Source organism: Pseudomonas sp. AC016 (assembly GCF_979253365.1).
Genome location: NZ_CEEDCC010000001.1, coordinates 5412323 through 5435291, shown reverse-complemented (window position 1 = coordinate 5435291; position 22969 = coordinate 5412323). Strand labels below are relative to the sequence as shown.

Below are 22969 nucleotides of genomic sequence, written 5' to 3'. Positions count from 1 at the left end.
CCTGATGTCCCGCCCCGGCGCTTTGAAGGCCGGGGCGGTTCAGGCCAGACCAGGAGAACGCCAGTGAAAACCCTTCTTTACGGACTGCTGCTGTTGACTGCCGTTGCTCATGCCGAGCAACCCGTGCCCGCCCAACCTGACCCCGTCCAATCGACACCCGCCCAGAACCTGACCGCCGAGCAGACTGCCAGCCAGTTGCGCACCCTGTTCTTCGATGCGTCGCGTGAAGGCAACAATCCGATGCTGGACACCTTCATCGAAGCGCATTACGACCTCAATGTCCGAGACGAACAAGGCTATACCGGCCTTATTCTCGCGGCATATCACGGTCATGAGGGTTCTGTCGTACGCCTGATCGACGCGGGTGCCGACCCTTGCGCCAAGGACAAACGCGGCAATACCGCCCTGATGGGTGCGATTTTCAAGGGTGAGTTGAGCATCGCCAAACGCCTCGTGCAGGCCGATTGCGGAGCCAACCTGACCAACAATGCTGGCCAGACGGCCGCCATGTACGCGGCACTGTTCAAGCGTACCGAAGTGCTCAAGGAACTGACCGACAAGGGTGCCGACCTGAGCCTGCGCGACAGCATGGGTAACGACGTGCAGGGCTTGTCCAAAGGTGAGTTTCAGGTGATGCCGACCCGCTGAGGCGCACACATCGGCGTGCCGTCCGCAATTTTTTCGATGAAAAAACTGCCATCCGCGTCAGGACAGCAGTTTTTGTCGAACCTCACCTGATTGCTCAGACCTGACCGTTGCCACTTCCCAGCTTGCCAGGCATCTCTCCCGAGCCCAGCTCTGCACCCGTGATCGGTACCTCTGCAGAAGGGTCCGATTGCGTCCTTTGCTTCATGATCATCAACGTGGCCTCATCATCCTCACTGAGCATGACCGACGCCGTTCCATCTCCACCGTCGACGGCTGGGAGCGGATGCTCGACGTACTCGAAGTCCTCGTCGCTGTTCCACGGCCCCCGTGGACTCGCGTCGCCATTGGACATGTTGAAGTACTTGCGGCTGAACTCCGGCATGCCTGGCAGCTTGCCCTGCGGGAAATTCGGCTGAATCGAGTGCAGCGCTTTTTCGAAAGAGAGCTGGTGGGCAATCTCACGGGTCATCAAAAACCCGAGCGCGTCCTTGACGCCGGGGTCATCGGTCACGTTCATCAAGCGCTCATAGACGATCTTGGCCCGCGCCTCGGCGGCAATGTTGGAGCGCATATCGGCCGTCGGCTCGCCGATGGTATCGATGTAGGCCGCCGTCCACGGCACACCGGCCGAGTTGATCAGCGGTGCGCCCGCGCCGTAGAGCACGCTGGTGATGTGCGAGTCATTTCCCGCTCCGTTGATCTCACGATACAACTCACCTTCGGCCTGGATGCCCTCGGCAATCTTGCCCTTGGCACCCTTGTTGAGCATGACGATGATCGACCCCACCACCTCCAGGTGGCTCAGTTCTTCGGTCGCGATGTCGAACAGCAGATCCTTGCGGCCTGGATCATCTTCGGACAGCGCTTGAGTGAAGTAGCGGCTGGCGGCGGCCAGTTCGCCCTGGGCACCTCCGAACTGCTCCAGCAACAGATTGGCCAGCCCCGGATTGGGCTCCGAGACACGAACCGTGTACTGCAAACGTTTATTGTGAAGAAACATGATTTCTCCCCTTTCAGGCGTAAAGCATGGCTTTGTTTGGGCAAAATCAGCTAACGACCGTCAGTGACGGATCGACGACTTAGCGAACATCATCACCATCAAGGGTTGAGAGGCAGCAACCGGATAGAAAGATTCGAAAGAACGATGCGCGCGCGACGAAAGGTTGGCGTGCCAAGGTTTCATAGGTTTTCTCAACGGTGCAACGTTCCGGACACCGCAACTTTACAGTGACCGGAACGTGCGAGCCGGGAAAGCGGCAGATCGCGAAGTCAGTCGTCGCGCTCGATCATTTCGTAAATCCGGCTGGCAAGTGCCTCCATGGTGAAGGGCTTGGTCAGCACCCACATGCCCGGATCCAGATGGCCATTGCCGATGATGGCGTTTTCCGCATAACCGGTGATGAACAGCACCTTCAGGTCAGGACGGATGACCCGAGCTGCGTCGGCCAACTGGCGGCCGTTCATGCCGCCCGGCAAGCCCACGTCGGTCACCAGCAGGTCGATGCGCTTGTCGGATTCCAGCACCTTGAGCGCCGATGCGCCCTCGCCCGCTTCAATGGGAATGTAGCCCTGGTCTTCGAGCACTTCGGCCACGAGCATACGGATCGTGGGCTCGTCATCGACGATCATCACGGTTCGCAGGCTCTGGGTTCTCAGCGATTCCGACGCCTCGACGGTCTCGACCTCTTCCGGTGCTCCCACATAATGACGCGGCAGGTAGAGGCACATCGTGGTGCCCTGATCCGGTTCGGAATATATCCGCACCTGTCCGCCGGACTGGCGCACGAAGCCGTACACCATCGACAGCCCGAGGCCGGTGCCCTGCCCCAGCGGCTTGGTGGTGAAGAACGGATCGAAGGCGCGATTCATCACCTCGGGCGTCATCCCGGTGCCGGTGTCGCTGACACACAGCGACAGGTACTGTCCGGGTGAAAGATCACGGCTTTGGGAGCCTCGCTGGTCGATCCATTTGTTGGCAGTTTCAATGGTGATCCGTCCGCCTCGCGGCATGGCGTCCCGGGCATTGATGCACAGGTTCAGCAATGCGTTTTCCAGCTGTGGCGCATCGATGAAGGTTGACCATAATCCGACCGAGGTCACGACTTCCACCGTGATGTGCGGCCCCACGGTGCGACGAATCAACTCTTCCATACCCACCACCAGACGATTGATATCGACCGGCTTGGGGTCCAGCGTCTGCCGTCTGGAGAACGCCAGCAGGCGATGAGTCAGTGAGGCGGCGCGCTTGGAGGCGTCCTGAGCGGCAGCCACGTAGCGGTCGATTTCAGTGAAACGTCCCTGGCTGAGACGATTCTTGAGCAGCTCCAGCGAACCGGTGATCCCGGTCAGCAGGTTGTTGAAATCGTGAGCGATGCCACCGGTCAACTGGCCGACCGCCTCCATTTTCTGCGACTGGCGCAAGGCTTCTTCGGCCTGGGTCAGACGCTCCTGCTCACGGCGCCGCTCGCTGACGTCATAGGCAAACAGATAGGCACCGATCGGCTGGCCGTCAGCATTGCGCAAGCTGCTGTAGCGCATCTCGAAATGGCTGGAGGGGTCATTGGAATCACTGAAGTTGACGCTGATGGCGAAATCCTCGCCTGACAGAGCACGAGCCCAGCGCTGATGGAGACCGGCCTGACTTTCGGGCCGATCATTGAGCATCTCCAACATGCTGTCGCCGACCTTGGGCCTTACGCCGAACAGCCGCTCGAACTCGCGTGATGCCGAGCCGTTGATCGCGATCCAGCGATAATTGGAGTCGATGACATGAATGAACGCGTTGGTGCCGTTGACCACATCGGCGAGTACATTGCGCTCGGCCACCGCTTCAACAACACGGGCCTCAAGGGTTTCATTGAGATGTTGCAGCGCACGCTCGGCACGTTTGCGTGCGGTGATGTCCTGAAACAGCACCGCAACCTGCTTGCGGCTGGCCGGTTCGATGCGAAATGCCGTCAATGCCAGATAGCGGCCGGTTGCCTCAAGCTCACGTTCGAAACGAATCGGCTCACCGGTCGCCAACACCTGACCGTAGAACCTCACCCAGTCATCGGCCTCTTCGCGAACCATCTCGCGCAGCTTCTTGCCGACCACGTTGGGAATGCCCGCGTGGTATTCATACGCCGGGTTGGCTTCGATGTGAATGTAATCGCTGAGCGGGCCATGGGGGCCGTCGAAAAACTCGATGACACAAAAGCCTTCGTCCATGGCGTCGAACAGAAAGCGGTAGCGCTCCTGAGACAGCGCCAGCGCATCCTCGGCCTCACGACCGTTAACGCTCAGACGCTCCTTGAGCAGGGCATTTTCGTCCTCCAGAGCCTTCAAGCGGTTCTGAAGATGTTGCAGTTCGGTCGGGGTCAAAGCGGCTGTACCTGGAAGAATGGTCGTTGCCGTTTCCCCATCCAACAGGCCGGCACGAGCACGCTACGAGAAAAACGGTTCGCTGGCAAAATTAAAGGCGATTTATGGCTGGAAAATTCAGCGGCGTTCTGATGCTTCGTGTCGCTGCCCAAAGCGGACACGGAGCGTCCTGAGAGGCGTTACCACGCTGGAGTGGGAACGATCAGTGATCTCACGCTCACTGATCGTGCTCATGCTCCGCGTGGGCATCCCGTGACGCTCCGCGTCACATTTCAGAGCGACAACAGGTCTTCAGTCAACCACCGAACGCCTGCGCAGCCACTCGTCCACCACCTGCCCCATGCGCTTGGGTTCGCCGTCGATGATCCAGGCCATGAACGCGCGATCAAACCTGAACTGCGGCCCGCACTGTTCGGTCATGAAACGCCGTACGTTCTGGGTATTTCGATAGTACGCATCTACCGCGGTATCGCGGGTAATCAGATCGCTGTGCCAGTCGAATGCCATGTCCGATTCACTCATGTAGGAAACTCCGCCCCGTTATAACGCGATTCAGAAGTGGTCACGAGTCGGCCATTGTTCGAATCAGGCCTGAAGCCCTCAGATCAGGGCCAACTCGTCAGTTTATTTCAGGCTCTTAGTAGCGAACGACAGAGAGCCCCGTGACGAAACCGGGCACACCTGCGAATACAATTCCGTACGCTAAACATCCCTCCCGAGGCACGGATACAGGCGATCCACATCCGTGCCACCTGCAGGCGATGTATCGACTCGACCATCAGCTTTCAGGTAGATATGCGTCTCAGGCCACTTGGGATCGATTCGGACACAGCCGCTGATATTCCCGCTGTCCCACCAATAAACCTCCATGAAGAAGTCCTCATCCTGAAAAATCGCTCCGTAATCACCCGTCGTTTCGCCCGGAAGCAAACGGCGTTTGAAGGTACGGTGATGGGTATTCCAGATATAACTCAACTCGCTCGTTGCGTTTTCAGAGTAATGAAGCGTCACATCTGGCGTAGCTACTTGCCACACCGCGAAAGGTGAAAGCAGCATCAGGCATTTGAATTTGGCGTCCATCAGCGTGTGTGGTTCGGATTGTTGCAATCATGGGGCTGAATGCCTTCGCCCCAGACCTCAGGGCTTACCGATATGATGCTTTTCATCACTTGGCTTGCAGTAACGCCATCAGGACAGCACTTGTATAAATCAACTCCGATTTGAATCGAGATTCGATCAGGCGCATCGTCCCAGGCGCGAAATCCGGCGATATCATCTGAGCGATGAGGGCCAGGGTTCTTTTCCCAATTCTGAATTTTGCGCACGGTATCAGACCCAATCTGCTCCAACCCGGCTCCGTCCAGCAGTAGTTGCTCGGACAGCCCGGCAGCCATACCTACATATCCGTAATGAATGTTCGACCAGATATCATGAAAATACATATAGGCACCCTGTTTATGCCAAGCACGTCCGCGATACATCTTTCTTATGGGCGGCTTGTGGTCCCAAGGTCTATTCTGGCCGACTTTTTCCGTCCACATCATCAACGCAGCAACCTTGTAGGTGTTCCCCATCACCTGTGGATTATTTGCACTTCCTACCTTGGAGTACCAGGGTAACTCCATCCACTTCCGCGTTTCCTCTGCGACATCATAATCAAGCAGCTTCCTCATGTTCAAAACGACGGCATGGCACCGATTACGGTTGATTTCTCCAGCGATATAACAGGACAAATCATTCAGCTCGTCAGGATGACTGCAAATCGCCGCGACATTAGCCGCGTCCTGATGCTTGTCTGAGGCAACCATGGCACTCGCCGCGTCCGTCTTAAGAAGCAACTCTGGATCGCTCACCAGCTCTTTCAATCGCGACTCATTCAAAGTGCCGTCGTAACGCAACATCCCAAGCCGGGAAAAGTCGACCACACCGTCACCACCCGCATTGAAGCCACCCATCACATCCGGGCTGCCGGCGACGATCATTCCGCCATGGCTGGTGGGGCTGCCCAGATGGGCCATGGGGCGGCCGTTGACCAGAATCGACGGGAAGCCCGCGACGATCACGGCACCGCAGGCACAGACGTCGCCCACCCGCGCGACGTTCATCACGTTGGCGAGCACATCGCTGGATGCGCTGACGATGGGTGTTGGAATGTGCCCGGGTATCGGGCAGACGTGCAGGTCGCCCTGGCGTGCGGAGGGAATCATGCGGGGTCCTTTGCTTTATCACCTGCGGGATGCAGGGGTGACGACGCTAAAGGACACGCTCGAAGTTATATGTCAGATGGTTCCGAATCTGATGCACGAAGCCTCACTATTGAGGCCTGTTCATTCCCCGGCAAATGGCACGAGCGAATCCAGCAGCCATGAGCCGGCCGGGCCCAGACTGCGTTGGAACGACCAGATCACATCCACTGCCGAACGACGCGGCCAGCCGGATACGTTGAGTTCCTTGAGCAACCCGCCCGAATAGCGCGACACCAGCCAGCGCGGCAACGCCGACCAGCCGAAGCCGAATGCGGCCATGTCCATCAGCAGCAGGTAATTGGGCGCCGACCAATGCCTGTGGCCGCTGGTGGGCAAGTCATCGGTGGGTATGCTTTGCTCGACCAGCGTGTTGAGGCGCAGCGCCCGGTAGCGCGCCAGTTGCTGATAATCGACCCGTTCCAGCGCGGCCAGCGGATGCTTGTGCGACACGAACAGACCGAAATCGGCGCATTCATCGATGGTCGCATGGCCGATTTCGGGCGGGTAACTGGACTGCGCCGAGAGCAGACCCAGCGACGCCCTGCCCGACTGCACCAGACTGATCGCATCGCCATGCTCGGCAAACACGCATTCCATCTCCAACTCCGGGAAGCGCTGGTCCAGCTCGGCCATCAACCGCTCGAAATCGGCAAACTGATTGGCGTCCGACAGCACAAGCGTGAGCCTGGGTTCGACGCCCTCGACCAGTCTTCCTGCGGCCCGACGCAAGCGGTCGGCAGCGCACAACACGTCATCGACCCGACCCAGCATCACTTTGCCCGCTTCGGTCAGCACCGGCTGACGTGAGGAGCGATCAAACAGCTCCAGACCCAGATCGATCTCCAGTCGGGCAATCGCTTCGCTGATGGTCGACTGGCTCTTGCCCAGCCGCCGCGCCGCTGCACTGAACGAGCCCAGCGCGGCGATCTGGGCGAAGGCCTCTAGCGCTTCAGGTGAATAACTCATGGGTGACCTCTATCGGTTTTACCGATGGTAATGATTTTCAGCTTAACGTAAAGACCGATGATAATGCCGCCATCAATGAGCACAAAGGACCGACGCGTCATGAGCCGCACTCTCACGAACACTCCTGAACAGACTCAGGTACCGACCAAATCCGTCAAGGAGCGCATCCTGCACGCCGGCCTGTTCGAGCTGGGCGGTGTGATTCTGGTCGCCCCGCTGCTGGCCTGGCTGATGAACCACTCGCTGACCATGATGGGCGCGATGACGGTCATGATCTCTACCGTCGCCATGCTCTGGAACATGGTTTACAACGCGCTGTTCGACCGTCTGCGCGCCCGGTTCGGATTTGCCATGAGTCTGATGACACGTGCGCTGCATGCACTGGGTTTCGAGGGCGGTCTGATTCTGGCGGTCGTCCCGTTGGCCGCCTGGTGGCTGTCGATCAGCCTGCTCGAAGCGTTCGTACTCGATATTGGCCTGCTGCTGATGTTCCTGCCTTACACCATGCTGTTCAACTGGGCCTATGACAAAGTGCGCGAGCGGGTTATGCAAAGACGCCTGTCGAAATATGAGGCAGTGTGAGGGCAGGTCATCCATCAAGCCCGGAGATGCACCGGATAAGGATTTCTGGTTGGATTAACGCCTCGTATCTGAAGCACACTGTCAGGCCATGACAACGGCAAAGGACCCGCAACAATGGCGACTGAAATACTCAAACTGGCTGCATTCAGCGATGGGGATCAAGGCGGTAATCCGGCTGGGGTATGGATTGGCGATGCGTTGCCTGATGATCAGGTGATGCAGCAGATTGCCGCCGAGGTCGGTTTCTCCGAAACCGCGTTTGCCGCGCCTGTAGAAGGTGGCTGGCGAGTGCGTTATTTTTCGCCGCTGGCCGAAGTGCCATTCTGCGGTCACGCCACCATCGCCCTTGGCGCTGCACTGGCCGCGCAGCAAGGCGACGGGGTGTTCAACCTCACGCTCAATCACGCACAGATCACCGTCGAAGGTCATGCCCAGGGCTCGCTGACCTCGGCAGCGCTGCAATCACCTGCCACGCACAGCAAGCCGGTCAGTACGGAACTGCTGGACGAAGCACTGGCGCTGTTCGGTTATACGCATGCTGATCTGGACACTCGCATTCCGCCTGCCCATATCAATGGCGGTGCCGGGCATCTGATTCTGGCGTTGAACAACCGGGCTACGCTGAAGGCCATGCAGTATGACCAACAGGCCGGGCATGACCTGATGGTCCGCGAAGGCTGGGCCACCATTCTGTTGGCCTATGCCGAAACCGAGCAGTTTTTCCATACTCGAAATCCGTTTGCCTTTGGCGGCGTATACGAAGACCCGGCAACCGGCGCAGCCACGGCGGCACTGGCGGGCTATCTGCGTGACATTGACTGGCCACACGGCGGGATGATCGACATTCTGCAGGGCGAGGACATGGGCAGCCGTTCGCGCCTGCGCGCCGAGATACCACAGCAGACCGGCAGTTCGATCCGCGTGTCGGGCATGGCGCGCAGGCTCTGAGGCTCAGGTCCTCAATTTGCTCCCGCCTATCGCCACGCCCAGCAGCATCACGGCAACGATCATGAAAGCGATTTCAAGGCTGCTGACATGGGCGATGAAGCCGATGGCAGCAGGCCCGATCAGAATCCCGGCGTAACCCACGGTGGTGATTGCCGGGATTGCCACGCTTTCCGGCATGGTTTTCTGCCGACCAACCGCGCTGTAACACACCGGCACGATGTTCGAGCAGCCTGCGCCGACCAGTGCATACCCCAGCAACGCCGCTTCCCAGGCCGGAATCAATGTGGCCACGGCCAGACCTGCCGCTGCGCACAATCCGCCAAGGATAATCACTCGGTTGGAACCGACCCGGCGTACGATCGCATCGCCGAACAGCCGTCCCAGCGTCATGGTCGCGGCGAACACCGCATAGCCCAGTCCGGCGTAGGAAGCCTCGACACCGCGCAACGACGTCAGGAACACCGCGCTCCAGTCCAGCATTGCACCTTCGGCCAGAAACACCGTGAAGCACAGCAGCCCGATGAACAGCACCACGCCATGCGGAATGGCGAACGCCGGGCCGTCAGAGCGGCTGCCATACGACAACAGATTGGGCGCGGCCTTGGCCAGCGCCAGCAGCGTCAGAGCGGCCACGACGAGCATCGAAGCGAACGGCGAAATGCCCAGGCTCAGCAGACCGCTGACACCGGCAGCCCCGACGATACCGCCCAGACTGAACAGACCGTGGAAACCCGACATCATGGTCTTGCCGCTGGCCCGCTCGACAATTACCGCCTGCACGTTGGCCGTGCAGTCCACGCCGCCCATGCTTGCTCCGAACAGAAACAGCACAGCGATCAATAACGGCAGACTCGATACGGTCGCCAGCAGCGGCAAACACAGACAGATCAACAGCGTCGAGATAACCAGCAGACGCCGACAACCAAACCGCGCGGCCAGCGCCCCGGCCAGCGGCATGGCGATGATGGAACCCACGCCCAGGCACAACAGCAACAGACCCAGCGTGCCCTCATCAAGCCCCATCCGTTGTTTGGCGTAAGGCACCAGTGGTGCCCACGAGGCGACGCTGAAACCGGCAATGAAAAACGCAATACGCGTCGAAGACTGTTCGGCCCGCGCCTTGGCATCCTGGGCTACGGTGCTGAAAGAGGTCATGCATGCTCCTTGTTGAGGCCGGATGCCGTCAGCACAAGTGACGATCCGGCAAAGCCGGGTTGACTGATGATTTACAGCGTAAGTGCAGGTCTGAAAAATATTGCCCTACGCCTTGAAAGTTAAATACGTCCCGGCGTAATAAAGCCAATGCCCGTTGATCGGAACGAAAAATCGTTAGCATCAATAATCGCAGACGCCTATCCCGACTTGTCACGCCGGGAGTGTGGTTCCAGATTCAGTTTCGCATGTAACCGGTGCACCAGTCTGCCGTGACGACTCACCATCAGGCATCGGACATATGAGATAAGATGCTGTTCTTCAGCGTAAATCGATTTTATGAACCCTTCATCGGAACAACCATCCGCCACTTTCCCGAGCCAAACCATGACCCTTCCAGTCGCTACAAAGGACCGTGTACGCATCAGGCAGGTCGAAGTCCTGTCGGACAACTGGTATGTGCTGCGCAAAACGACCTATGACTTCCTCGGCCGCGACGGTAACTGGGCCACCTTGAGCCGTGAAACCTACGACAGGGGCAACGGCGCGACCATCCTGCTCTACAGCAGGCTCAAACAGACCATCGTGCTGACCCGTCAATTCAGGTTTCCTGCGTTCGTCAATGAACACGACGGTATGCTCATCGAAACCTGCGCAGGCCTGCTTGACCGTGATGATCCTCACACCTGTATCCGCAAGGAAACCCAGGAAGAGACCGGATATAGCATTCGGGAAGTGCGCAAGGTGTTCGAAGCGTTCATGAGCCCGGGATCGGTCACCGAGCGGCTGTATTTCTTCGTTGGAGAGTATTTCGACGAAGACAAGCGCAGTGCCGGCGGCGGCCTGGAGGATGAAGGCGAAGAGATTGAAGTGCTGGAACTGCCTTTGGACGAGGCGCTGGCAATGATCGAGACCGGGGAAATCTGCGACGGCAAAACCATCATGTTGCTGCAGTACGCCAAGCTCCATCGACTGCTGGATTAGCGCCAACGCTGACATCGGCAGCGTGATAGTCCGTCTGCACTGAAGCTTTTTGCCCGCCCGCACACTAAACTGGCAGCCGTTTGCCCCAAACCGGGGCAGACCGTCTTATTGATAGACCCAAGAGGCCGCTGTGTACAAAGGTGTCGTGCTGTCGGTTCTGGCTTCAGTGCTGTTCGGGGTCATGTATTTCTATACCTCGCTGATGAAGCCACTGGACGGCCAGGAAATCTTCGGCTGGCGAATGCTGCTGACCGTGCCCTGCGCCACGCTGTTCATGCTGATCAGTGGCGACTGGAAGCTGGTGCGCGCACTCGCCGCCAGACTGCGCCAACAACCGGCGCTGTTCTTCGGGCTGCTGCTGTCGTCGGTGCTGCTGGGCGCACAATTGCTGATCTTCATGTGGGCACCGCTGCATGGTCGCAGCCTCGAAGTGTCGCTGGGCTATTTCCTGCTGCCGCTGAGCATGATTCTCACCGGGCGCGTTGTGTACGGCGAACACCTGTCCTATCTACAGAAGATCGCGGCAGCCTTTGCGACGATCGGCGTCGGCCACGAGCTGTGGCGACTGGGCAGTTTCTCGTGGGAAACGCTGCTGGTCGCCGGGGGCTATCCGCTTTACTTCGTGCTGCGGCGCAGACTCAAGACCGATAACCTGGGCGGGCTGTGGTTCGACATGCTGTTCATGCTGCCCATTGGCCTGTGGTTCATCGCCAACGGGCATCCGCTCGCGATTCAGCAGACGCCCATTCTCTATCTGTTGATTCCGGTGCTGGGCATCATCAGTGCCTCGGCACTGGTCAGTTACATCATCGCCAGTCGTCTGCTGCCGTTCAGCCTGTTCGGGCTGCTCAGTTACGTCGAGCCGGTGCTGCTGGTGGGCGTTGCCCTGCTGCTGGGCGAAAGCATCAGCCGAGACGAAATGCTCACCTACATACCGATCTGGATAGCGGTGGGCGTGCTGATTCTGGAAGGCGCCAAACACATGCTGGCCCAGCGCCGAAGGGATGCAGCATGAGCGTCAGTGCTCGGTGAAGCGCTCCAGTTGCATCTCTTGAAGGCGGCTCAGGGTGCGGCGGAACGCGAAGGACAGGTAGCCTTCGGTGTACAACTCATCCATCGCCACCTGCGCTTCGACATACAGCGGAATGCGCCGGTCATAGCACTCGTCGACCAGCGCAATGAAGCGTCGCACGCCGTCATCGTGAGGTGACAACTGCGGCAATTCACGGTCCCCCGCCGCCACCTGCTCAACCCCGTCCTCGGTGCCACGGGCGATTTTTGATTCGCGTTGCGCTGCGCTCAGGGACGGCACTTCGCTGACCAGGATCACCGAGAATCGGTCGCACAGGGCAATGAAGTCCATCGCCGCCAGCGGTTGTTCGCACAGATCCCGATAACGGCACCACACCGCCGTGTCGGAATGCTGAACCACATTGATGCTGCGATAGCCGAGCATGACCTGGGAATCGTGGATCGGCTGCCCGGCGCTGAGCGTGTCGAAAATCCCTTGCAGGGCGCTGGGACGTCCGGCTTCGGCCACCCAGTAACGCTGGTGCAACTGGCCGGGATGCAGACGATGGTCCTCGCCGCCGTCGACCGCGACGACGTTCATGTATTTCTGGATCGCGACGATCGCAGGCATGAAGCGCTCACGGTTATGACCGTGGCTGTACAGTTGCTCCGGCGGCTGATTGGAGGTGCAGACCAGCACCACGCCTTCTTCGAACATGACCTGCAACAGGCCACCGAGAATCACGGCATCGCCGATGTCGGTAACGAACAGCTCGTCGAAGCACAGCACCCGGACTTCGCGGGCCAGCTCTTTCGCCACCACGGTCAGCGGATGCGGCGTGCCGATCAGCTCGAACATGCGCTTGTGCATCCAGCGCATGAAGTGATGAAAATGCTGACGCCGGGCCGGAACGCTCAGGCTTTCGAAGAAACGGTCCATGAGCCAGGTCTTGCCGCGCCCGACCGGCCCCCAGAGATAAACACCCTGTGCCCGGCCACGCCGTTCAGTCAGCGCCAGGTAGCAGGCCTGAAGCTGACGGGCCGCCTGCAACTGCGCCTCATCGGGCTGAAAACCACGCTGAACCGCACGTTCGTAGGCATCCAGAGGAGACACGGCACTCATCGATCACGCACCTTCGGCAACAGAAAAGACACTTAGCATATACAGGTTCAGGCGTGCTGCACGCCCGCACGTTTGAGCAGCCGTTTGCAGCGCTCGGACAGATGCACCACACGCAGATGCTTGCCCGCCTTGGCATAGCGCTCGCGCAGGGTCTTGAGCGCAGCGATGGCCGAATAGTCGACAAAGCTCAAGTGACGGCAGTCCAGCGTGACCTGCGCCGGGTCTTCGGCCGGGTTGAACTGGTCGAGAAAGGGTGTAGTCGAGGCGAAGAACAGCGTGCCGTGCAGGTGGTAGATCTTGCTGCCGTCGGCTTCGACATGGCTGTCGGCGTATAGCTCACGAGCCTGCTGCCAGGCGAAGTTGATCGCAGCGATGACAATGCCGAACAGCACGGCCGTCGCCAGATCGGTCAGCACCGTCACGACGGTCACGGCAATGATCGCCAGCACGTCGTTCACCGGAACCTTGCGCAGCACGCGCAGCGAGGCCCAGGCGAAGGTCTGCTGGGCCACCACAAACATGACGCCGACCAGCGCCGCCAAGGGAATGCGCTCGATCAGCGGCGACAGGAACAGCACGAACATCAGAATCATCATGCCCGCGACAATCCCGGACACCCTGCCCCGTCCGCCGGAGCTGAGGTTGATGACGGTCTGACCGATCATCGCGCAGCCGCCCATGCCGCCGAACGCACCCGATACCATGTTCGCCGCGCCCAGCGCCACGCATTCGCGATCCGGGTAGCCTCGGGTTTCGGTGATTTCGTCCGTCAGGTTGAGGGTCAGCAGGGTTTCCAGCAGGCCGACCAGCGCCATCAGGATCGCGTACGGCGCGATGATGCGCAGGGTGTCCAGATTCCACGGAATGTCCGGCAGGTTGAACATCGGCAAACCACCCGCGATGTGGGCCATGTCGCCGAGCGTCCGGGTCGGCAGATCAAGGAAATACACCGCCAGGCCGACGCCGAGAATCGCGACCAGCGCAGGCGGCACGGCGCGGGTCACACGCGGCAGCATATAGACCACGGCCATGGTCAGCGCGACCAGCCCCAGCATCACGTAAAGCGGCGTCCCACTCAGCCAGGCTTCGCCGACCTTGAAATGCTCCAGTTGGGCCATGGCGATGACGATGGCCAGGCCGTTGACGAAGCCGAGCATCACAGGATAAGGCACCAGCCGCACGAGCTTGCCCAGGCGCAAGACGCCGAACAGGATCATCAACAGGCCGCCCAGCAATACCGTCGCCAGCAAATACTGAACGCCCTGCTGCACCACCAGCGCCACGATGACCACGGCCATCGACCCCGCAGCCCCGGAGACCATTCCCGGTCGCCCGCCGAACAGCGCCGTCAGCGTGCAGATGATGAACGCGCCATACAGGCCCATCAGCGGATTGAGGTGCGCCACCAGCGCAAAGGCGATGCACTCGGGCACCAGCGCAAAGGATGTGGTGAGCCCTGCCAGGACTTCGGCGCGTAGACGGATTGTTTTCATGACTGACCTGAACGACGTCTGCGGAACAGCCCGCAACGGTGCGAAAAAGGGGGCATGTTACGCAAACACGTCTCTACCGGCCACTGCTGCAAGGGTTCAGCCTGACCATTCAGGCTCAGTCACGTCAGGTAATTTCGATGTCCAGCAATGCAGCACCCAGCGCCTTGCCATGGGCGTCCAGTGCCAGTGACCGGGTCACTCCGCCGCGTAGCACGCCGGGGATCACGAAATTCAGGGCATGCACATTGGGCAGCTCGTAGCGCCGAATCGGCCCGGCTTGCGGGTCGAGCAACTGCGAGAAGTACGCCGTCACCCGATCAACGGTCAGCGCCTGACACAGCCTCGCGTAGTCTTCTGCACGGTAAGCGATGACCGAGATGTTGGAGGTATCGCCCTTGTCGCCGGTCCGCGAGTGGGCCAATTCTCGAAGTCTGATGGGAACACTCATACCGAATCCTCCAGATGAATAACGGGATTGACCGCCTCACGCGGCAGAAACAGCGAAGCGACTGCCACCACCTGGCGCACCGCTTTGGTCGCCCCGCCACCGCCATACGGTCCGTTGGTGTACAAGGTCTCGACTTCATTGCCGACCCGAACGGCCTCGCTGCGCTCAACGCAACGCGCAGCAATACGCAAGCGCACCTCCCAGGGCTCGGCCGTGGCGCGCGAACCCAACTCGCTGCCATGCAAGGCATCGACGCCGATCAACTCGGCGCGCAGGTCTTCGACAATCACGCCCGTCAGCCTCAAACGCTCCAGCACGACTTCGCGCGCCAGTTGCGCCCGCGCCAGCGCACCGGGCCCGCCGTAGGAAATCTGCCCTTCGCCGATCCAGCCATCCAGGTAGCCGACCGACACCTTCAGGGTCTCGGGCCGCGCACGGCCATCCGCTCCGGCAACCTGTACCCGGTTCTCTGCGTCTGCGTGGAAGCTGACCCCGGAAAAGTCAGCACTCACGTCGGGTGTCAGGTAAGCCGACGGGTCATGCACCTCATAGATCAGCTGTTCGGTGCAGGTCGCGGTGTCGATCCGTCCGCCCGAGCCTTCAACCTTGGTGATCGTCGCCTGCCCTGCTGCATTGACTTCTGCCAACGGGAAGCCCAGTCGGGCCAGGTCCGGCACGTCCTTCAAACCCGGATCGGCGAAGTAACCCCCGCTGATCTGGCCCGCACATTCGAGCAGGTGACCCACCAGCGTGCCGCGTCCCAGCAAGTTCCAGTCATCGGCAGACCAGCCGAATTCGAACATCTGCGGCGCCAGAAACAGCGACGGGTCGGCCACACGGCCGGTAATCACCACGTCGGCATCGGCTTCGAGCGCCTGCACGATGCCTTCGGCGCCCAGATAAGCGTTGGCCGAGATCAGTCGATCTCCCAGTGAAGCCAGCGTCATGCCGTTATCCAGCAGTCTGGAAGCATCGGTCTGCAACGCAGCCAGTACGTCATCACCGGTCAGGGCCGCGACTTTAAGCCCGGACAAACCCAGTTCGGCCGCGATGCGCCGCACCTCCCGCGCTGCCGCCAAGGGGTTGGCCGCGCCCATATTGGTGATTACACGCAACCTGCGCGAACCGGCAGTGCGCCCGACAAAGGGCAGCACCCGGCGCATGCGCTCGCTCAGCAGCGGATCGTAACCGGCGTCGGGGTCGCTCAATCGGGCCTGCTGCGCCAGCGCAATGGTGCGCTCGGCCAGGCATTCGAAAATCAGGTAGTCCAGCTCGCCGTGTTCGGCCAGCTCGACGGCGGGCTCGATGCGGTCGCCGGAGTAACCGGCGCCGGAGCCAATGCGCAGGGTTTTCATTCAGAACACTCCCAGAAGCATGGCAGTCAGGGTCATGAGGACCGAGGCTGCGAACAGGAAAGGGATGGTGAAGCGCTGGTGATCGGCCAATTCGATCTTGCACAGGCCCACCAGCAAGAAGGTTGCGGGCGTCAGCGGGCTGACCGGGAAGCCGGTGGTGTGCACACCCAGCAACGAAGCCTGAGCTACTTGCAACGGATCAACGCCCAAGGCCTTGCCGACCTCGGCGATCACCGGCATCACGCCGAAATAGAACGAGTCCGGGTCGAACAGCAGGCTCAGCGGCATCGAGATGAACCCCACCACCATCGGGATCAATTTTCCGTGGCCTGCCGGAATCTGGTGCACTGCCACTTCGGCCATCGCCTTGAGCATGCCGGTGCCCTGCATGATGCCGGTGAAGACCCCAGCCGCCAGAAGAATGCTGGCCATGGTCAGCGCGGTCTTGGCGTGAGCATCGATACGGGTGCGCTGGGCATCGACGTTCGGGTAGTTGAGGCACAGCGCAACGACGGTGCCGAGCATGAACATCACCACCGGATCGACGACACCGGAGATCATCACGCCCATCACGGCGATGGTCAGCAACAGGTTGACCCAGAACAGACGCGGCCGACGCAGCAGCTCTTCCTGTTCGGTCAACACCCGCTTGGGCACCACATCCACTGGCGCTCCCGCACCGAGGCCCAGACGCCGCTCTTCACGTCGGCCCAGAAACCAGGCGCAGGCGAAGACAAAGGCGAGACCGACAATCTGCACCGGAATCAGCGGCTGAAACAGGTCCGCCACCGGCACGTGCAAGGCCGCAGACGAGCGCAGCACCGGACCGGTCCAGGGCAGAAAGTTGACCCCCGCCGCCATGGCCGTGACGCAGGCCAGAATGCGCTTGTCCATGCCCAGCCGCGTGTAGAGCGGCAGCATCGCCGGAATGGTCACCAGAAAGGTCACCGCGCCGGAACCATCCAGATGCACCAGCAACGCCAGCAGCGCCGTGCCCATGACGATTCGCGTGGGGCGTGTGCCGACGGCCTTGAGAATCCGGTCGATGATCGGGTCGAGCATGCCCGCATCGGTCATCACCCCGAAGAACAGGATGGCAAACACGAACATGCCCACCACTGGCGCAACGTTCTTGATGCCGGTGATGATGAAGGCGCTGGTCTGCAGACCGAAGCCGCCGATCAGGGCCGCGATGATGGGCAACGCAATGAGAGCAACGAGAGGCGAGAGACGCTTGCTCATGACAGCCGCGAGCAGGCAGAGAATGGTAATGACACCGAGGATGGCGAGCATGGAGGCTTCCTTGTCATCCCTGACCCATGTGTGGCGGGACGAGCTGTTGTTGTTTTCAACGAGTATCGAAACGGGGTTATGCTTTGTAAATTGAAATGTTCGGCACCTCTCATTCCAAAAAACAGAACATTGATCGCGAGCATCGCCAGCCCATGAAGAATTCGATCCAGCACATCCGGGCGTTCCTGGCCGTCGCTCACAGCGGCAGCTTTACCAAGGCTGCGGTGGAGCTGAACCTCTCGCCGTCCGCGCTGACCGTTCAGATCCAGCAACTGGAAGAGTGGCTGGGCGTTGCGCTGCTGGAACGCAGCCCACGCCACGTCAGCCTGACGGCGGCGGGACAGAACAATTTGCAACCTATGGAAAAGCTGTTGCTGGACCTGGACAACATCGTCAGCGGTTCGCGGGACCTGGCGGCTTTGCGCCGGGGCGTAGTAACTCTCGCCGCCCTGCCCTCGATGTGCTCCAGCTCGCTGCCGATCATCCTGCGCGAATTCCGTACCCGGTTTCCCGGCATCGAAGTGCGCCTGCGCGACGTCGTGGCGCAACGTATCGACGCGCTGGTGCGTGAAGGCGATGTCGATTTCGGACTCGGTGTTCGCGCCCGGATGAGCCACGGGCTGGAGTTCGAAGGCCTGATGGTGGACCGGCTGCGGCTGTTCGTCCCCGCCGCTCACCTGCTGGCCACACGAGCGTCAGTCAGCCTGGCCGATCTGGCGGGCCAGCCGATTATTCTGACCGGACGCGACAGCAGCGTGCGCGAGCGGGTCGAGCAACTGTTCGCCGACGAAGGACTTGCCCTGGTGCCCGGCCTTGAGGCCAACTACATGTCGACCGTTCTGGCGCTGGTGCGCCAGGGGCTGGGCATGACCCTGCTGCCGGAGTCGGCCGACGAAGGCCGGTCCGACACCGTTCAGGTGCCCATCGACCACCCCGGCGTCAGCAGGGAAATCGGCCTGATCACCCGCACCGGCCAGAACCTGAGCCCTGCGGCGAACCGGTTCGTGGAGATGATGAGAGAGGTTTTGAGTAGCGAGGCCTGTTGAGTCGCGTCTTGGCAAACACCACATTGTGGTGGCGCCCCCCCACAAATATGGGGTTTCTTCGGTACTTCGTAAACAACAGACTTACCCCTAAAAACAAGGAATGCTTTCATGCAATGGAATCAAAAGCGGTCATTGCAGACCGTGCTGCTGACCAGCCTCACGCTGACTTCTTCGCTCGCGCTTGCCCAGGAACAGAACCCGAAACTGGATGACTTCGTGCGGGAAACCGCCAGCAAAGTCATGCAGGAAAACGGCATCGCAGGCCTGTCGATTGCCATTACCCACAACGGCGAGCAACAGTTCTATACCTACGGCAAGGCGTTGAAAGATACCGTTCAAGTCGTCACCCCGGACACGCTGTTCGAACTGGGCTCGATCAGCAAGACCTTCACCGCGACGCTGGCCACCTGGGCGCAGGCCAACAGACAGTTATCGCTGACCAAGCGCATCGACACCTACGTGCCGCAATTGCGTGACACGCGCCTGGGCAAACTGCCGATTTTCCATCTTGGCACCCACACGGCGGGCGGCTTCCCGCTGCAGTTTCCCGACAGGGTCCAGACCACCGGACAGATGATGGCGTACTTCAAGGCCTGGCAACCCGAGTACCTGCCCGGCACTCACCGCAGCTACGCCAACCCCAGCGTCGGGCTGCTGGGGCTGGTCGCGGCGCGCAGCATGCAAGTGCCTTTCGAGAACGCCATGCAGCAAGGACTGTTTCCGGCATTGGGCCTGAAGAACACCTTCCTCACCGTGCCCGAAGAGCAGATGTCGCGCTACGCACAGGGTTACAACAAGCTTGATGAGCCGGTCAGGGTCAACCCGGGCGTGCTGGCATCCGAAGCTTACGGCGTGAAGTCCAGCAGCCGCGATGTGCTGGCCTTTATCGAGGCCAACATGGGCCGGGGCCAGTACGACGCGCCTTTGCAACAAGCGCTCAAGGACACCCGAACCGGTTACTTCAAAGTCGGCGGCATGACTCAGGACCTGATCTGGGAGCAGTATCCGATGCCGGTGGAGCTCGACACCCTGCTTGAAGGCAATGCCAGCAACATGGTTCTACAGACTCAAAAAGCCGAGCCGATCACCCCGCCCCTTGCGGCGCAATCCAACACTTGGGTCAACAAGACCGGTTCCACCAACGGCTTTGGCGGCTACGTCGCGTTCATCCCCGAGCAGCAATTGGGCATCGTGATCCTGGCCAACCGAAACTACCCGAACGAGGAACGGGTGAAACTGGCGTACCGGATTCTGAATCAGGTGCAGTGCTTCGACTGCAAACCCTAGGCTTCAGGAACCTGCTCACCAGCCGCGAAGTCGACCGGCACACGCCACAGATACCACGCCGCAACGGTTCGAAATGGCGCGAACCGTTCGGCGAGAGCGGTCATGGCCTTCGGTGTGGGTTTGAGCTCCAGGCCGTACAGCCGTCGATAGCCCTCGCACACGCCGAAATCACTCGCGGGCATCACGTCCAGCTTGCCCAGTCCGTAGATGAGCATCATCTCGACCGTCCAGCGGCCTACTCCCGGCAGTTCGGTGAGACGAGCGATCAGTTCCTCGTCGCTCAAGGTCAGCGCCTCAACCACGTCCGGCACCAGACCGCTGACTCTGGCAGCGGCAATCGCCTTGATCGCCCGGCATTTGGACGCCGAGAACCCGCAGCCCCGCAACGCCTGATCATCGAGTTCAGCCAGCGCCTGCGGTTCAGGGAAACGTGAAGCCGGAAACAGCGCACACAGGCGCGTGACCATCGCGTCACCCGCCCTGGCGTGCAACTGTTGATACGCGACACCCTTGACCAGCGCCTGATACGGGTCCTGCGCAGCAGTGACCGGATGCAGGCAAGGGCCGACATGGTCTATCAACGATTGCCAGCGCCCATCCACTGCTTTGAGCATTTCAGTGGCCTGAACATGGGCAATGGGCATTTCCGGTTCTGCTGACATTCTGATAGTCCATAAAAAAGCGCAATGCGAGGCCAATCCACTGTGCCGCATCGCCCCCGGACTCTGCAAACCCGGACGTTTTCAGGGAGTTCCCACGCCCCGCCTCAAAAACCTGAACCTCGCCTGAACGACATCGCAAAAACGACTTTCGGACGAAAAACAACTTTCTCCATTCAAGAATGAGTATCATTATGTTACGCATTGTGTCCGGTCGATCCGTTTGCCGAGACTCTCGAAACAGGTGCGTCTTCAGTCTCAACCCGGTGAAATATGCTCGTTCCGTTTTTGATCATGCTGCGCGAAGGCATCGAAGCCGCGCTCATCGTTGGCATCATCGCCAGTTACCTGAAGCAGACCGGCCGTGGCGAATGGATGCCCGCCGTCTGGATCGGTGTGTTTCTGGCAGTCGCACTGTCGCTGTTCGTCGGCGGAGGCCTGGAGCTGATGAGCGCCGAGTTTCCGCAGAAGCAGCAGGAACTGTTCGAAGGCATCGTCGGCCTGATTGCCGTAGGCATTCTCAGTTCGATGGTGTTCTGGATGCGCAAGGTGGCGCGTTCGATCAAGCACGCACTGCATGAATCGCTGGACGCTGCCCTCACCGGCTCGAAAAACCAGACCTACGCGCTGATCGCCATGGTGTTCTTCGCCGTGGCCCGTGAAGGTCTGGAAACCGTCTTTTTCCTGCTCGCCGTGTTCCAGCAGAGTGAAGGGTCCGGCGCACCACTGGGTGCGCTGCTCGGCCTGCTGCTGGCCGTCGGCTTTGGTGTCGCGATCTACAGCGGCAGCATGCGCCTGAACCTGAGCCTGTTTTTCCGCTGGACCGGCCTGTTCATTCTGATCGTGGCAGCTGGAATCCTGGCCAACTCGGTGCAGGCCCTGCATGAAGCAGGCGTCTGGAACCACTTGCAGGACGTGGTCTTCGACATCAGCGCCTGGCTGCCGATGGACGGTCCGACCGGCTCGGTGCTGGCCGGCATGTTCGGTTATCAGGACGCACCGACGGTCAGCACCCTGAGTGTCTACCTCATTTACCTGATCGGGGCGCTGGTGCTGTTTTTCCTGCCGCACGCCCCGTCCGGCCGCACACCGTTGCAGCAACATCCATCTTCCGTGACGAACGAATAAGGGCACCCATGTCGAACCGTCCCTCAGGGCCTTCCGAGAAAGCCCGGCCTCCCCGTGTCCTGCGATTGGCAGTCGCCGGTTCCGTGATCCTGATGATCGCTGCGGGCGGGCTGTTCTACTACGCCTCGCAGGTGGCCGCCAAAAAGCGCGCCGCCAATGCAGGCACTGAAACCGTGGTCAACATTCACGCCCACAACTGCGAGCCGAATGCCCTCACCGTGGCGGCAGGCCAGAACGCTTTTCGCATCGTCAACCGCTCGGAACGCGCCGTCGAATGGGAAATTCTGGATGGCGTGCTGGTGATCGAAGAACGGGAAAACATTGCGCCCGGCCTGAGCCAGGTGATCAATGCCAACCTGGCGCCTGGCGATTACGCGATCACCTGCGGTTTGCTGAGCAACCCTCGCGGCACGCTGCACGTGACGCCTACCGCCGAGTCCGACGCCAAGGCACGTCCCTCGATGACCGCCTTCATCGGTCCGCTGTCCGAATACCGCGTGTACCTGAGCCTGCAGGGCTCGGCACTGATCAAGGCCGTCACTGCCTTGCAGCAGGCCATCGATGCAGGCGACCTGAGCGCAGCGCAAGCCGCCTACCTGCCAGCGCGCGCCGCTTACCAGCGCATCGCCCCCGCCGCACAGCGTCTGGCCGAGCTGGACAACGCCATCAACGCCCGCGCCGATTACTACGAAAAACGCGAGCAGGACCCGGGCTTCAGTGGCTTCCACCGTATCGAATACGCCCTGTTCGAGCAGCACAGTGTCGAGGGCCTGAGCCCGGTGGCGCAGCGTCTGCAGACCGACGTGACCCAGCTCAAGCAACAATTGCTGGCCCAGTCGCTGGCACCGGAGCAACTCGCCGCCATCGTCACTCGCAACATGCGCAGCCTGGCCGATGTGCGCAGCAACGGTGAAGAAGAGCGTTACAGCCACAGCGATCTGAATGGCTTCGCCGCCAATCTGGAAGGGACGCGCAAGGTGGTCGATCTGCTGCGCCCCTTGCTGAGCAAAAGCGCAGGCGATCAATCGCAGAAAATCGATGCGGCCATGGCTGATCTGGACACCACGCTGGACGCCTTGAAGACCGACGACGGCTATCGCCCTTACGACCAGGTCGATGCCGGACAGCGCAAGCAGATCGCGACCAAGGCGGCGGCATTGGCCGACGCGCTGAACACCATCGACCCGGCGCTCGGCCTGTCCGGGCTCTGAACAGAACCGATTCGCCCATCAGGAGC

At 60.5% G+C, this 22969-nt stretch carries 22 protein-coding genes; 9 read left to right on the top strand and 13 right to left on the bottom strand.

The features are described 5' to 3' along the window. Positions 1–63 precede the first annotated feature (63 nt). Complete coding sequence (locus AC0IXS_RS24455; RefSeq protein ID WP_122689535.1) at positions 64–648, top strand: ankyrin repeat domain-containing protein; 585 nt, start codon at positions 64–66, stop codon at positions 646–648. A gap of 94 nt (positions 649–742) precedes the next feature. Here the strand turns inward: AC0IXS_RS24455 and AC0IXS_RS24450 are convergent, their stop codons facing one another. The 6 genes from AC0IXS_RS24450 to AC0IXS_RS24425 form a co-directional block, all read right to left on the bottom strand. Further along, positions 743–1648, bottom strand: a complete 906-nt coding sequence (locus AC0IXS_RS24450; RefSeq protein WP_057410227.1) for a manganese catalase family protein — start codon at positions 1646–1648, stop codon at positions 743–745. A gap of 269 nt (positions 1649–1917) precedes the next feature. After that, a complete protein-coding gene (locus tag AC0IXS_RS24445) occupies positions 1918–4011 on the bottom strand; it encodes a PAS domain-containing protein (RefSeq protein ID WP_057410226.1) in 2094 nt (697 codons plus the stop codon). A 291-nt stretch (positions 4012–4302) separates the two neighbouring features. Next, entirely contained in the window at positions 4303–4518 is a 216-nt protein-coding gene (locus AC0IXS_RS24440) for a DUF6434 domain-containing protein (protein ID WP_025993384.1), read from the bottom strand. Positions 4519–4713: 195 nt separating this feature from the next. After that, positions 4714–5091, bottom strand: a complete 378-nt coding sequence (locus AC0IXS_RS24435; protein WP_057410225.1) for a hypothetical protein — start codon at positions 5089–5091, stop codon at positions 4714–4716. Next, entirely contained in the window at positions 5091–6218 is a 1128-nt protein-coding gene (locus tag AC0IXS_RS24430; protein WP_057410224.1) for a polymorphic toxin type 44 domain-containing protein, read from the bottom strand. The genes AC0IXS_RS24435 and AC0IXS_RS24430 overlap by 1 nt, the downstream gene beginning before the upstream one ends. Before the next feature lie 120 nt (positions 6219–6338). Next, a complete protein-coding gene (locus AC0IXS_RS24425) occupies positions 6339–7223 on the bottom strand; it encodes a LysR family transcriptional regulator (protein ID WP_004883824.1) in 885 nt (294 codons plus the stop codon). Between the two features lie 99 nt (positions 7224–7322). Here AC0IXS_RS24425 and AC0IXS_RS24420 point away from each other — a divergent pair, with 99 nt between their 5' ends. After that, positions 7323–7805, top strand: a complete 483-nt coding sequence (locus AC0IXS_RS24420; RefSeq protein ID WP_122436255.1) for a multidrug/biocide efflux PACE transporter — start codon at positions 7323–7325, stop codon at positions 7803–7805. A 114-nt stretch (positions 7806–7919) separates the two neighbouring features. After that, positions 7920–8753, top strand: a complete 834-nt coding sequence (locus tag AC0IXS_RS24415) for a PhzF family phenazine biosynthesis protein (protein WP_122667832.1) — start codon at positions 7920–7922, stop codon at positions 8751–8753. Positions 8754–8756: 3 nt separating this feature from the next. On the opposite strand, the gene AC0IXS_RS24410 is transcribed toward AC0IXS_RS24415, so the two are convergent. After that, a complete protein-coding gene (locus AC0IXS_RS24410) occupies positions 8757–9908 on the bottom strand; it encodes an MFS transporter (protein WP_122667833.1) in 1152 nt (383 codons plus the stop codon). 384 nt (positions 9909–10292) lie between these two features. Here AC0IXS_RS24410 and nudK point away from each other — a divergent pair, with 384 nt between their 5' ends. Together nudK and rarD are read left to right on the top strand one after the other, a co-directional pair. Continuing rightward, entirely contained in the window at positions 10293–10889 is a 597-nt protein-coding gene (gene nudK, locus AC0IXS_RS24405; RefSeq protein WP_057410221.1) for a GDP-mannose pyrophosphatase NudK, read from the top strand. A 130-nt stretch (positions 10890–11019) separates the two neighbouring features. Continuing rightward, on the top strand, positions 11020–11904 hold the full coding sequence (gene rarD / locus AC0IXS_RS24400; RefSeq protein ID WP_025993403.1) for an EamA family transporter RarD: 885 nt from the start codon (positions 11020–11022) through the stop codon (positions 11902–11904). A 3-nt stretch (positions 11905–11907) separates the two neighbouring features. Here the strand turns inward: rarD and zapE are convergent, their stop codons facing one another. The 5 genes from zapE to AC0IXS_RS24375 form a co-directional block, all read right to left on the bottom strand. Further along, positions 11908–13023, bottom strand: a complete 1116-nt coding sequence (gene zapE / locus AC0IXS_RS24395) for a cell division protein ZapE (protein ID WP_025993404.1) — start codon at positions 13021–13023, stop codon at positions 11908–11910. 47 nt (positions 13024–13070) lie between these two features. Then, complete coding sequence (locus tag AC0IXS_RS24390) at positions 13071–14516, bottom strand: SulP family inorganic anion transporter (protein WP_057410218.1); 1446 nt, start codon at positions 14514–14516, stop codon at positions 13071–13073. 124 nt (positions 14517–14640) lie between these two features. Continuing rightward, complete coding sequence (locus tag AC0IXS_RS24385) at positions 14641–14964, bottom strand: AtuA-related protein (RefSeq protein ID WP_122667834.1); 324 nt, start codon at positions 14962–14964, stop codon at positions 14641–14643. Further along, complete coding sequence (locus AC0IXS_RS24380) at positions 14961–16319, bottom strand: acyclic terpene utilization AtuA family protein (RefSeq protein ID WP_122667835.1); 1359 nt, start codon at positions 16317–16319, stop codon at positions 14961–14963. Before AC0IXS_RS24380 ends, AC0IXS_RS24385 begins: the two co-directional genes overlap by 4 nt. Further along, on the bottom strand, positions 16320–17612 hold the full coding sequence (locus AC0IXS_RS24375; protein WP_057410216.1) for a CitMHS family transporter: 1293 nt from the start codon (positions 17610–17612) through the stop codon (positions 16320–16322). A gap of 152 nt (positions 17613–17764) precedes the next feature. Between AC0IXS_RS24375 and AC0IXS_RS24370 the strand changes: the two genes are divergently transcribed. Continuing rightward, positions 17765–18658 (top strand): LysR family transcriptional regulator, encoded by an 894-nt coding sequence (locus AC0IXS_RS24370; protein WP_122436294.1) that lies wholly within the window; start codon positions 17765–17767, stop codon positions 18656–18658. A 108-nt stretch (positions 18659–18766) separates the two neighbouring features. Then, the gene (ampC, locus tag AC0IXS_RS24365; RefSeq protein ID WP_217662572.1) at positions 18767–19945 is read left to right on the top strand and encodes a class C beta-lactamase; all 1179 of its coding nucleotides are present in this window, start codon (positions 18767–18769) and stop codon (positions 19943–19945) included. Here the strand turns inward: ampC and AC0IXS_RS24360 are convergent. Then, entirely contained in the window at positions 19942–20559 is a 618-nt protein-coding gene (locus AC0IXS_RS24360; protein WP_162236554.1) for a DNA-3-methyladenine glycosylase family protein, read from the bottom strand. The two genes, ampC and AC0IXS_RS24360, sit on opposite strands and share 4 nt — an antisense overlap. 318 nt (positions 20560–20877) lie before the next feature. Here AC0IXS_RS24360 and efeU point away from each other — a divergent pair, with 318 nt between their 5' ends. After that, the gene (gene efeU, locus AC0IXS_RS24355; protein ID WP_122429057.1) at positions 20878–21732 is read left to right on the top strand and encodes an iron uptake transporter permease EfeU; all 855 of its coding nucleotides are present in this window, start codon (positions 20878–20880) and stop codon (positions 21730–21732) included. An 8-nt stretch (positions 21733–21740) separates the two neighbouring features. After that, positions 21741–22943, top strand: a complete 1203-nt coding sequence (gene efeO, locus AC0IXS_RS24350) for an iron uptake system protein EfeO (RefSeq protein ID WP_471825905.1) — start codon at positions 21741–21743, stop codon at positions 22941–22943. Positions 22944–22969 lie beyond the last annotated feature (26 nt).